At 70.8% G+C, this 11,508-nt stretch carries 11 protein-coding genes; 7 read left to right on the forward strand and 4 right to left on the reverse strand.

What is annotated here, in order from left to right; genetic code table 11:
• Position 1: 1 nt before the first annotated feature.
• Positions 2–1,285, reverse strand: a complete 1,284-nt coding sequence (locus BIU89_RS09300) for a winged helix-turn-helix domain-containing protein (RefSeq protein WP_071246026.1) — start codon at positions 1,283–1,285, stop codon at positions 2–4.
• A 92-nt stretch (positions 1,286–1,377) separates the two neighbouring features.
• On the opposite strand from BIU89_RS09300, the gene BIU89_RS09305 reads away from it, so the two are divergent.
• Positions 1,378–2,637: an AI-2E family transporter gene (locus BIU89_RS09305; protein ID WP_250898931.1), complete on the forward strand. Its 1,260-nt coding sequence runs from the start codon at positions 1,378–1,380 to the stop codon at positions 2,635–2,637.
• Positions 2,638–2,685: 48 nt separating this feature from the next.
• On the forward strand, positions 2,686–3,945 hold the full coding sequence (gene ilvA / locus BIU89_RS09310) for a threonine ammonia-lyase (RefSeq protein ID WP_027464502.1): 1,260 nt from the start codon (positions 2,686–2,688) through the stop codon (positions 3,943–3,945).
• A gap of 132 nt (positions 3,946–4,077) precedes the next feature.
• On the opposite strand, the gene greA is transcribed toward ilvA, so the two are convergent.
• Together greA and BIU89_RS09320 are read right to left on the reverse strand one after the other, a co-directional pair.
• A complete protein-coding gene (gene greA / locus BIU89_RS09315; RefSeq protein WP_071246029.1) occupies positions 4,078–4,566 on the reverse strand; it encodes a transcription elongation factor GreA in 489 nt (162 codons plus the stop codon).
• A gap of 71 nt (positions 4,567–4,637) precedes the next feature.
• Complete coding sequence (locus BIU89_RS09320) at positions 4,638–5,129, reverse strand: DUF4307 domain-containing protein (protein WP_051596498.1); 492 nt, start codon at positions 5,127–5,129, stop codon at positions 4,638–4,640.
• A 19-nt stretch (positions 5,130–5,148) separates the two neighbouring features.
• On the opposite strand from BIU89_RS09320, the gene mca reads away from it, so the two are divergent.
• Positions 5,149–6,039, forward strand: coding sequence for a mycothiol conjugate amidase Mca (gene mca, locus BIU89_RS09325; RefSeq protein WP_139178919.1), 891 nt, complete (start codon positions 5,149–5,151; stop codon positions 6,037–6,039).
• Positions 6,036–6,341, forward strand: a complete 306-nt coding sequence (locus BIU89_RS09330; protein ID WP_017886736.1) for a hypothetical protein — start codon at positions 6,036–6,038, stop codon at positions 6,339–6,341. Before mca ends, BIU89_RS09330 begins: the two co-directional genes overlap by 4 nt.
• A 181-nt stretch (positions 6,342–6,522) precedes the next feature.
• Here BIU89_RS09330 and trhA read toward each other — a convergent pair whose 3' ends face one another.
• A complete protein-coding gene (gene trhA, locus BIU89_RS09335; RefSeq protein WP_051596553.1) occupies positions 6,523–7,242 on the reverse strand; it encodes a PAQR family membrane homeostasis protein TrhA in 720 nt (239 codons plus the stop codon).
• Positions 7,243–7,338: 96 nt separating this feature from the next.
• Between trhA and BIU89_RS09340 the strand changes: the two genes are divergently transcribed.
• The 3 genes from BIU89_RS09340 (at position 7,339) to BIU89_RS09350 (ending at position 11,393) form a co-directional block, all read left to right on the forward strand.
• On the forward strand, positions 7,339–8,124 hold the full coding sequence (locus BIU89_RS09340) for an isoprenyl transferase (protein ID WP_027464506.1): 786 nt from the start codon (positions 7,339–7,341) through the stop codon (positions 8,122–8,124).
• Between the two features lie 85 nt (positions 8,125–8,209).
• Complete coding sequence (locus BIU89_RS09345) at positions 8,210–9,319, forward strand: aminotransferase class V-fold PLP-dependent enzyme (RefSeq protein WP_035807560.1); 1,110 nt, start codon at positions 8,210–8,212, stop codon at positions 9,317–9,319.
• A 712-nt stretch (positions 9,320–10,031) separates the two neighbouring features.
• Entirely contained in the window at positions 10,032–11,393 is a 1,362-nt protein-coding gene (locus BIU89_RS09350) for a PhoH family protein (protein WP_175474996.1), read from the forward strand.
• Positions 11,394–11,508: the final 115 nt, after the last annotated feature.

Here is an 11,508-nt window from a genome sequence, read left to right on the forward strand (position 1 = left end):
GTCAGCCGACGCCGTCGGCGGCCGGGTCGTCAGCGGACTCGACCGGTTCGGGGGCGTCCGCGTCGTCAGCGGACTCGTGCGGCACCAGGGACACTCCGAGGGCTCCGGCGACGGAAGCAGCAGCGGTGCCGCGGTCGGTCACCTCGATCGCGCCGAGACCCTGCCAGCTCGCGGTCCGTCGCAGTGTGTCGGCGAGACGCTCGGGGTCCAGGTGCTCGCCCGGTTCCTGCCACGCGGTCCGGACGCGGAGCACGCCGCGCTGCCGGTCGCTCTTCAGGTCGATGCGGCCGACGAGCCGGTCGTCCTGCAGCACCGGCAGCACGTAGTAGCCGAACACCCGCTTCGGGGCGGGCGTGTAGATCTCGATCCGGTAGTGGAAGCCGTACATCCGCTCAGCCCGCCGCCGGAACCAGACGACCGGGTCGAAGGGGCTCAGCACCGCGTCCGTGGACATCTGCCGGGGGACCCGAGCGCCCGCGTGCAGCCACGCCCGCTCGCCCCAGCCCTCGACCCGCACCGGCAGGAGCTCGCCGGCGTCGGTGAGCTCGGCGATCGCGGTGGCCGTGTCGTCGGAGCGCAGCCGGTAGTAGTCCGCGATGTCCGCTCGGGTCCCGATGCCGAGCGCCCGTGTGGCCCGGCGCACGAGTTCGAGCACGGCGTCGGCACGCGGCGGGGCGGTCTCGAGGAAGCCTGCGGGCAGCACCTGCTCCGGCAGGGCGTACACGCGCTCGAAACCGGCTCGTCCGGCACTCACGGCCTCGCCCCAGCGGAACATCTGCTCGAGCCCGAGCTTCACGTCGCTCCACCCCCACCAGGGGCCGCGCCGAACGTTCGACTCGTGCTCCACCGCGCTCGCCCGCATCGGCCCCTCGGCTCGGAGCAGCGCGTGCAGTTCGCGCCGGACGGCAGCGGTCCGGGTGACGCCGTCGACCCTGGTCGGGCCGGCGTCACGCTCCCGCAGGGCGTCCATCCGCCACCGGAACAGCCGCAGGTCGTCGCGGGGGATGAACGCCGCCTCGTGCGCCCAGTACTCGGTGTACGGACCCGAGCGTCCGAGCGTCAGCCGGTCGAGCGTCGACCGGTCGTAGGCGCCGAGCCGGGCGAAGAGCGGCAGGTAGTGGCTGCGTTCGAACACGTTGACGGAGTCGATCTGCAGCAGCCCGAGCCGGCCGAACGCGGCGTTCAGCGCACGCGTCGAGACGGGTTCGGCGGGTGGTCGTCCGAACCCCTGCGCGGCGAGTGCGACCCGGCGGGCCTCGGCGGCGGAGAGCGTCGACCTGGGCATGCCGCGACGCTACCGAACCCCGCCGACATGAGGGTCCACGAACGTATGCCGTATCTGGCACCTGACGGGAAGCACATCGCTACACTCGGGCCATGGCATGGGGAAGCAAGCAGACACACCCCGACCCCGTGGTCGAGGAATCCGTCCCGATCGGCGTGCGCATCGCCGGTGCGTGGTCGTGGCGGGCGCTCGTCGTCGTGGGCGTGATCGCCGTCTTCATCTGGCTCGTCACGGTCTTCAGCGAGATCCTCATCCCGTTCCTGGTCGGCATCGTGGTCTCGGCGCTCCTCGTCCCCATCTCGAACTGGCTGCAGCGGCACCACGTGCCCAAGTGGCTCGCCGTCGTGATGAGCCTGCTCGGCGGCATCGCGGCGCTCGGTGGCCTGATCTGGCTCGTCGTCGACCAGATCATCGCGTCCTACCCCTCCCTGCGTGACCGGACGGTCGACCAGTACGCGAACATCAAGGACTTCGTCCTGAGCTCCGGGTTCGGCATCAGCCAGTCCGACGTCAACGGCTGGCTCGACGACGGCACGAAGTGGCTGCAGGACAACTCCGCGTCGATCCTGTCCGGGGTCGCCAGCGCGGGTTCGGGTGCCACGCACGCCTTCGAGGCGCTCTTCATCATCCTGTTCACCACGATCTTCCTGCTGATCGACGGCAAGAACGTCTGGCGCTGGTCCGTCCGGCTGTTCCCGAAGAAGGCGCGCGCTGCGGTCGACGGCGCCGGTGTCGCCGGCTGGATCACCCTGACGAGCTTCATCCGGGTCCAGATCTTCGTCGCGTTCGTCGACGCGGTCGGCATCGGCCTGGGGTCCTTCATCGTCGGGCTCTTCTTCGGCGGCATGCCGCTGGTCATCCCGATCGCAGCCTTCGTGTTCCTCGGTGCGTTCATCCCGGTCGTCGGTGCCATCGTCACCGGCTTCCTGGCGGTGTTCGTCGCGCTGATCTTCAACGGTCCCCTCGCGGCTGTCCTGGTGCTCGGGGTCGTGCTGCTGGTCCAGCAGATCGAGGGCCACATCCTGCAGCCGCTCGTCATGGGCAACGCGGTCAAGGTCCACCCGCTGGCGGTCGTCCTCGGCGTCACCGCGGCCTCCGGTCTCGCCGGCATCGCCGGAGCGTTCTTCGCCGTCCCGCTGATCGCGACGCTGAACGCCATGGTCACCACCATCGCGAGCGGACGCTGGCGACGGCTCGACTCCGACCACGTCCTCGAAGCGACGCCGAAGCGCGGGCAGCACGGGCAGATCCAGTTGCTCCGACGCCGCCGGCACAAGGTCGGCGACGACGTGCCGGCACCGGGCGTCGACTCGGGTCCCTCGGCCGAGGAAGACACCGCCAGTACCAACTGAGCGTCACACGAGTTCGCCGCGGGGGCCGGGAGCGACGATGATGGGGGAGTGACCGACACCAGCGCCTCCCCGCACACGCTCACCGCGATCCCGACCCTCGCGGACATCGAGGCGGCGCGCGAGACCATCAAGGGCGTCGCACGCGTCACCCCGATGGAGACGTCGCAGTTCCTCGCCGAGCTGCTCGGGTCGCCGGTGCACCTGAAGTGCGAGAACCTGCAGCGCACGGGTGCCTACAAGGTGCGCGGTGCCTACAACCGCCTGTCGACCCTGTCCGCCGAGCAGCGCGCCAAGGGCGTCGTCGCCGCGAGCGCCGGCAACCACGCGCAGGGTGTCGCCCTCGCCGCCCGCGAGCTCGGCATCCCCGCGACGATCTTCACGCCGGTCGGCGTCGCCCTGCCCAAGCTGCAGGCCACCCGCCACTACGGTGCCGACGTCGTGCTGCGGGGCCACTCCGTGGAAGAGGCGCTGAGCGCCGCGAAGGACTTCGCTGCCCACACCGGCGCCGTGTTCATCCCGCCGTTCGACCACCCGGCCGTGATCGCCGGGCAGGGCACGCTCGGCCTCGAGATCATCGACCAGGTGCCGGACGTCGACACCGTCGTCGTGCCGATCGGTGGCGGCGGCGTCATCTCCGGCATCGCGCTCGCCGTGAAGGGCATGGCCGAGCGGCTCGGACGGCAGATCCGGGTGATCGGCGTGCAGGCGGAGAACGCCGCGGCCTACCCGTCGTCGATCACCGCCGGCGAGCCCGTCACCATCACCACGAAGCCGACCATCTCCGACGGCATCGCGGTGGCGCGCCCCGGCGACCTGAACTTCCCGATCATCCGCGACCTGGTCGACGACATCGTCACCGTCTCGGACGACGACACCGCCCGCGCACTGCTCGTCCTGCTCGAGCGCGCCAAGCTCGTGGTCGAGGCAGCGGGGGCCGTCGGCGTCGCCGCGATCATGTCCGGTGCCGTCCGCGACACCGGCCGCACCGTGGTGCTGCTGAGCGGCGGCAACATCGACCCGCTCATGATGGAGCGCGTGATCACCCGCGGGCTCGTGGCGGCCTCGCGCTACATCGGGATCCGCATCATGCTCCCGGACCGTCCGGGTCAGCTGGCCCGTGTCGCGCAGGTCATCTCGGACGCCGGCGCGAACGTGGTCGAGGTGTTGCACACCCGCCACGGCCAGGGCCTGGTCATCAACGAGGTCGCGCTGGACCTGTCGATCGAGGCGCGCGGCCCGGAGCACGCGCAGGAGGTCATCCAGCGCCTGCACGAGGTCGGCTTCCGCCCGGAGCTCCTCGAGCACTAGTCCGCGACGATCCACGAGTCGTTCGACGCGTGGACTGTCGGAAATGCGGTGCGCGCTCTGGGCGCGACCGGCGGACAGACAGGAGGCCCGTGGCGGTGTCGCCACGGGCCTCCTGTCTGCAGTGGGCCGGGTCTACGGCTCGTAACGCTCGATCTTGACGACCTCGACGGCGATCTCCTTGCCGTTCGGCGCCGTGTACGTGGCCTTGTCGCCGGCCTTGAGGCCGACGATGGCCGCGCCGACGGGGCTGACGGGGCTGTAGACCGTCAGGTCCGAGCCCTCGGCGACGATCTCGCGGCTGCCGACCAGGAAGGTGGACTCGTCGCCGGCGATGGCCGCCGTGACGACGGTGCCCGGCTCGACCGTCCCGTCGAACTCCGCTTCGCTGACGGTGGCGTGCTTGAGGAGCTCGGTGAGGACGCGGATGCGGGCCTCGATCTTGCCCTGCTCGTCCTTCGCGGCGTGGTAGCCGCCGTTCTCCTTGAGGTCGCCCTCTTCGCGAGCGGCCTCGATGCGGCGCGCGATCTCGGCACGGCCCTCGCCGCTCAGCTCGTCGAGCTCCGCCTTGAGACGGTCGTGCGCCTCCTGGGTCAGCCAGGTGACCTGCGTGTCGTTGCTCATGTTCTGTCCCTTCGACCATGAAAAAACGAGACCGGCCGAGTGGTCGGTCTCGAGAGGCGAATCAGGACAGTCTAGGGAATCCAGCAGTCGTGGATCAAGCCGGTCACGCCCCGCGTCGTCGTGGTGACCTGCGTGGAGATGCTCCGGCTGCGCTGTTCGGACGCCGGGACGGTGATCTCCTTCCAGCCCACGATCGAGTAGCTCTTGTCGAGGACCTGCACGGCGCACTTCGCCTCGACGCCCGGGTCGACCGACACCTGCGAGTGGACGACGGTGCTGTGCTCGGACAGCACCTCGTACCCGATGACGTCCTGGTCGAGGCCGCGGTCGGACTGGTCGAGCCCGGCCCAGATCACCCACGCACCGAAGACCACGACGACCGCGATGGCCGCGACGATCGCGAAGAGGCGGCTGCGGCGCTTGCGGGCCGGGGTGCGGCCGTAGCGCTCGTCGAGGGTGGCGGTCTGGGTCTGTTCGGACAGTTCGGGGCTCCCGGGGTGGATATCCTGATCCCAGGGTAGTTCACGCGATGCTGTGCGCTGCCCGCGTCCGACGCCGCTCACCCGCAGTGAGGAACCCCACGTGCCCTACCGTCTGCTGGCCGTCCACGCCCACCCCGACGACGAGTCGAGCAAGGGTGCCGCGACCGCCGCGAAGTACGTGGCCGACGGGCACCAGGTGCTCGTCGTGTCCTGCACCGGCGGCGAGGCCGGCGACATCCTGAACGACCAGCTCGGCGAGCCGGCGACGAGCCGTGCCCACCGAGACATGGCCGGGTACCGCCGCACCGAGATGGCCGCGGCGCAGCAGGCGCTCGGCATCGACCACGTGTGGCTCGGGTACCACGACTCGGGGCTGCCCGACGCCGAGAAGGGCGAGACGGTCCGGCCGGGCACGTTCTCCACGGTGCCGCTCGAGTACAGCACCGAGGCCCTCGTCCGCGTGATCCGCCGGTTCCGCCCGCACGTGCTCGTCACCTACGACGAGAACGGCGGCTACCCGCACCCCGACCACATCCGCACGCACGAGGTGTCGATGGCCGGGTGGTCCGCCGCCGCCGACCCGTCGGCGTACCCGTCCGCCGGTGCCCCGTGGTCGATCGCGAAGCTCTACTACGAGCGCACGATGAACCCGCGCCGCTTCAGCACGATCTTCGAAGCCCTGCAGGAGCGCGACCCGGACAGCCCCGCGATCGAGCAGCTGCGCGAGTGGGTCGAGCGGTTCGCCGACCGCCCCGACCTCGCCACCACCCACGTCGACGTGCACGAGTACTTCGACCAGCGTGACGCCGCACTCCGCGCGCACGCCAGCCAGGTCGCACCGGACAGCGCCTTCTTCTACTGGCCGAACGACCTCCTCGCGACGGTGTGGCCGACCGAGGACTACCAGCTCGTGGAGGCACGCGTGCCGACCGAGCTCCCGGAGACCGACCTGTTCGCCGGGATCCCAGCCGACAAGGAACCGACCTCGTGAGCACCATCGCGGCGGCACTCGCCGCCACCCCCAGTCCCAGCCCATCGGTCGTCCCCGACGTCGACGTCACCCCGGGTGTCGTCGGGTTCATCGCGATCGCACTCGTCGCGATCGTGACGATCCTGCTCGTGGTGGACATGACCCGACGCATCCGCCGGACCCGCTACCGCGCCGAGGTGCGTGAGCGGCTCGAAGCCGAGGCGAACGGCACCGCGGGCGACGGCACCGCGACGGACGAGCCGGAGCGGCGGGCGGCCGAGGACGGCCGGGCCGACGTCGGCGACGACACCGAGCGCGGCTGACCCGACCGGGTACGGACTGGAGGCCCGTGGCGATCCCGCCACGGGCCTCCAGTCCGCCTCGTGCGCACCTACCGGAACCGGGCGTACCTGGCGGAACCGGGCGTACCTGGTCAGAACTTCCGGGTGAGTACGCCCGGAACCACCAGGCATCGCACCCGTTCTGGGAAGGAACGTGCGACGGTCAGCGCACCGGGTCCAGCGCGACGATGAGCACGCCGACCCACTGCGCACCGAAGGCCACCACGGTCAGGGCGTGGAACACCTCGTGGAACCCGAACTGCGTCGGCACGGGGTTCGGCCGCTTGAAGCCGTAGACCAGCGCGCCGATGATGTACGCGACGCCGCCGGACAGGATGAGCACGGTCATCGGCACGCTCGCCGCGAAGAACTGCGGCAGCAGCCCGAGGGCAGCGCACCCGAGCACCAGGTAGATCGGGACGTACAGCCACCGGGGCGCGTTGATCCAGAGCACCCGGAACGCGATGCCGAGCGCTGCGCCCGACCACATCACCCAGAGCACGACGACCATGAGAGTGTGCGGCAGGGCGCAGATCGCGACGGGCGTGTAGGTGCCGGCGATGAGCAGCAGGATGTTGGTGTGGTCGATGCGCTTCAGCACGGCCTTCACCTTCGGCCCCCACGGGAACCGGTGGTAGGTCGCGGAGACGCCGAACATCGCCAGCGACGTCGCCATGAACACCGCGCTGCCGACCTTCGCTGCGGTGCTGTCGGCGAGGGTGATCAGGACGATCCCCATCGCGATCGCGAACGGGAACGCACCGAGGTGGATCCAGCCGCGCCACGCCGGACGGGGTTCGGCAGCGGTCGTGGTGGCGGTCGCCGACGCCTCTTCCGTGAACGGGACGTGGGGGAGTGTTCCGGTCTCGTGCTCGTCCTGCATGGTCCCGACCATAGGGCCTGACCCCGAACGACAGCCACGTGTCCGCAGAGCGGGTGCTTCAGGGAGCGTGTGCCGGTGGTGCACTACGCTCGGTGCGTGACCGGGACGGCGGGATGGACAGGGCGAGGGATCCTCTACCGCGCCTACCAACGCCGGATCCGCCGCCAGCTCGAGGGGGCAGCGAAGCCCAAGCACGTCGCCATGATCGTGGACGGCAACCGTCGCTGGGCGAAGCAGCTCGGGCTCGAGTCCGCCGCACACGGCCACCGCGCCGGCGCCGCGAAGATCCCGGAGTTCCTGACGTGGTGTGACGACCTCGGCATCGAGGTCGTGACGCTGTACCTGCTGTCGGCCGACAACCTGACGGGTCGCGGCGGCGAAGAGCTCGAAGAACTCGTGGGGATCATCGCCGACCTCGCCGGGGTCCTGGCCGACAACCGAGACTGGCGCGTGCAGCACGTCGGGTCGAACGAGGGCCTGCCGGAGAACCTGGTGACCGCGCTCGAACAGGCCGAGCAGCGCACCGCCGGCCGCACCGGGCTGCACGTCAACCTGGCCGTCGGCTACGGCGGCCGTCGTGAGATCGCGGACGCCATGCGCAGCATCGTGCAGGCGCACGGCGCGGGTGGCGGCACGATCGACACCCTGGCCGAGGTGCTGACGCCGGAGCTCATCGGCGACCACCTGTACACGCAGGGTCAGCCCGACCCCGACCTGGTGATCCGGACGTCGGGCGAGCAGCGGCTGTCCGACTTCATGCTGTGGCAGAGCGCGCACAGCGAGTTCTACTTCGTCGAGGCGTTCTACCCGGACCTGCGCGAGGTCGACTTCCTCCGGGCGGTCCGCGACTTCGGGCTCCGGTCGCGTCGCTTCGGCGGCTGAGCAGCCACCTCCCGCACCGGGTTCGTCGGCAGAGCCGCGTCCCAGTAGGCTCTCAGGGTTCAACCCTGTGAAAGGTGCACCACCTGTGAACATCGACGAGTACGCCGCTGGCTTCTCCGAAGACCCCGGTTACCTCGACCACGCTGCGTTCGGCCCCGTGCAGACCGCCGTGCTCGAGGAGCAGCGTGTGCTCGGCACGATCCAGGCACACATGCGCTTCGGCGCCATGGAGACCCTCGACGAGCAGGACGCCCGCGTCCGCACCGTCGCCGCCCGCCTGGTCGGCCGCCGCGAGGACCAGGTCGTCTCGCAGGCTGCGACGACCCCGGGCCTGCTGCACACCGCCTTCGGCCTGACCGGCGGCGTGCTCGTGTCCGCCGACGAGTACCCCTCGCTGCCGCTCGCACTGGCCAGCGCCGCCTCGGCCACCGGCGGACGAGTACAGCCCGTCGTCATCGAGTCGGGTGCCGGCTGGGTGACCCCCGAGCTGATCCGTGAGCGCCTGACCGACGAGGTGACCGCCGTCGCGGTGTCCCTGGTCGACTGGCGCACCGGCTACCTGACCGACCTCGCCGCCATCCGCGAGGTCATCGGCGACCGCCTGCTCATCGTCGACGCGATCCAGGGCTTCGGCGTCGTCGACGCCCCGTACGAGGTCGCCGACGTCGTCGCCACCGGCGGGCAGAAGTGGTTGCACGCCGGGTGGGGCACCGGGTTCGTGGCCTTCAGCGACCGTGCGCTGAACCGGATCCGTCCGGCACTGTCCGGCCCGCACGGCACGTCCGGCTGGCCCACCGAGGTCCCGGCGGTGCGTCCGGGGGCCGCCGGCTTCCAGATGTCCCGCATCGACCCGGTCGCGCAGGCCCGGCTCGCGGTGTCGCTCGAGCGTCTCACCGCGGTCGGCGTCGCCGCCGTGCAGGAGCGGATCACCGACCGCGTCGAGCGCGTGTTCGCCATCGCCGACGAGTTCGGACTCGAGGTCGAGTCCAGCCGCGACCCGGCCGAGCGCGCCGGCATCGTGGTGCTCCGGCCGATGCAGGGTCGCGTGACGGCCCTGTCCGCCGCGATGCACAACCACGGTGTCACCGCGACCACGCGGCTCGGGGTCGCGCGGGTGTCCGTGTTCCCGTCGACCACCGACGAGACCCTGGACATGTTCCGCGACGCCTGCGTCTCGTACGCCACCATGCAGTAGCAGCGGCGCGCCTGCTGTCCGGCGTCCGGAGTCCGGAGCCGTTCCGGGGCCGTTCCGCAGTCCGCGAGCGGTCAGGACACCCCGCTCACGTCCGCCGAGTGGTCACCACCTGTCGGCCGGAGCCGTCGCAGCCGACAGTTCCTGACCAGCCGGGGCCACCCGCGCGACGAGTCGCGACCAACGGACGGCCTGGAGGCGCGGTGCCAGGCCGCCACGGGCCTCCAGTTGGCAGCCCGCGAACGGTCACGACACCCCGCTCACGTCCGCCGAGTGGTCACCACCTGTCGGCCGGAGCGGCCGCAGCCGACAGTTCCTGACCAGCCGGGCCACCCGCGCGACGAGTCGCGACCAACGGACGGCCTGGAGGCGCGGTGCCAGGCCGCCACGGGCCTCCAGTCCGGAGCCGGCGAGCGGTCACGACGCCCCTCTCACGTCCGCCGAGTGGTCACCACCTGTCGGCCGGAGCCGTCGCAGCCGACGGTTCGTGACCGGCCGGCGTCACCGCCGCGAGCGGCGTCGCGAGCCAGGCTCGCGTTGTTCACGCGACCGTAACTCCGGAAACCGCGTGTCGCTGTCAGCGTGTCGGGGGCCGGACGTACGTTGTCCCCATCGGGCACCGCGCCCGATCGAAGCGGCCACAGTCGGTGCTTCGGGACCCGCTCCGTGGCCGCGTTCGAGGACAGGACCGGGCCCGTCGCGGCCCGGGGATGGAGTGGTCGTGACCTCTCAGAACGTCTCTCGCGGAGCACAGCAGCAGCACACCGCGGACTCGTCCACATCGGTCGCCCAGCGCACGTACGTGCTCGACACATCGGTGCTCCTCAGCGATCCGCGGGCCTTGTTCCGCTTCGCCGAGCACGCCGTGGTCCTGCCCGTGGTGGTCGTCAGCGAACTCGAGTCGAAGCGCAACGACCCGGAGATCGGGTACTTCGCCCGGCAGACCCTCCGTCTGCTCGACGAACTGCGCATCGAGCACGAGCGGCTCGACTTCCCGATCGCGATCGGCGACGGCGGCTCGTTCCGCGTCGAACTGAACCACTCCAACCAGTCCGTCCTGCCGTCGGGCCTGCAGCTCGGCGACAACGACTCCCGCATCCTCGCCGTCGCGTCGAACCTGAAGAACGACGGGCTCGACGTCGTCGTCGTGTCGAAGGACCTGCCGCTCCGGGTCAAGGCGTCGTCGATCGGCATGGCGGCGGAGGAGTACCGCGCCGAGCTCGCGGTCGACTCGGGCTACACCGGCATCGCCGACCTACAGGTCTCCGGCGAGCAGATGTCCGACCTGTACGAGAAAGAGGAGATCCGCTCCGCGAAGCTCGACGGCGTCCCGGTGAACACCGGGGTCGTCATCCACTCCGAGCGCGGATCGGCCCTCGGCCGCGTGCACGTCGCCGGAGCCGTTGCCCTGGTGCGCGGCGACCGCGAGGTCTTCGGACTCCGCGGACGCTCGGCCGAGCAGCGGCTCGCCATCGACGCCCTGCTCGATTCCGAGATCGGCATCGTCTCGCTCGGCGGCAGCGCCGGCACCGGCAAGTCAGCGCTCGCACTGTGCGCCGGACTCGAGGCGGTGCTCGAACGGCAGCAGCACAAGAAGATCATGGTGTTCCGCCCGTTGTACGCCGTGGGCGGGCAGGACCTGGGCTTCCTGCCCGGTGACGCCGGCGAGAAGATGAACCCGTGGGCGCAGGCCGTCTACGACACCCTCGGCTCGGTGGTGTCGGACAACGTCCTCGACGAGGTGATCGAGCGCGGCCTGATCGAGGTGCTGCCCCTGACCCACATCCGCGGCCGCTCCCTGCACGACGCCTTCGTGATCGTCGACGAGGCGCAGTCGCTCGAACGGAACGTGCTGCTCACGATGCTCTCGCGCATCGGCCAGAACTCGCGGGTCGTGCTCACCCACGACGTCGCGCAGCGCGACAACCTGCGGGTCGGCCGGCACGACGGGATCGCATCGGTCATCGAGCGGCTCAAGGGGCACCCGCTGTTCGCGCACGTCACGCTGACGCGGTCCGAGCGCTCCGCGATCGCCGCCCTGGTCACGGACCTGCTGGACTCGCCCGACCTGGTGTAGCGGCAGGCGCTGTCGGTTTTCGCGCTGACCGACAGATCACGCGCTTCCGGGCGCGTGACCTGTCGCTCAGCGCGTGAGGCGGGTCGAGCCGCCATCGGACGGACGGGAGGCCCGG

Source organism: Curtobacterium sp. MCBA15_005, assembly GCF_001864855.1.
Lineage (GTDB): Bacteria > Actinomycetota > Actinomycetes > Actinomycetales > Microbacteriaceae > Curtobacterium > Curtobacterium flaccumfaciens.

Bases quoted from the DNA above. Each gene is read 5' to 3' on its own strand.
- BIU89_RS09300 (WP_071246026.1), bottom strand. From the start codon at position 1,285: ATGCCCAGGTCGACGCTCTCCGCCGCCGAGGCCCGCCGGGTCGCACTC.
- BIU89_RS09305 (WP_250898931.1), top strand. From the start codon at position 1,378: ATGGCATGGGGAAGCAAGCAGACACACCCCGACCCCGTGGTCGAGGAA.
- greA (WP_071246029.1), bottom strand. From the start codon at position 4,566: ATGAGCAACGACACGCAGGTCACCTGGCTGACCCAGGAGGCGCACGAC.
- trhA (WP_051596553.1), bottom strand. From the start codon at position 7,242: ATGCAGGACGAGCACGAGACCGGAACACTCCCCCACGTCCCGTTCACG.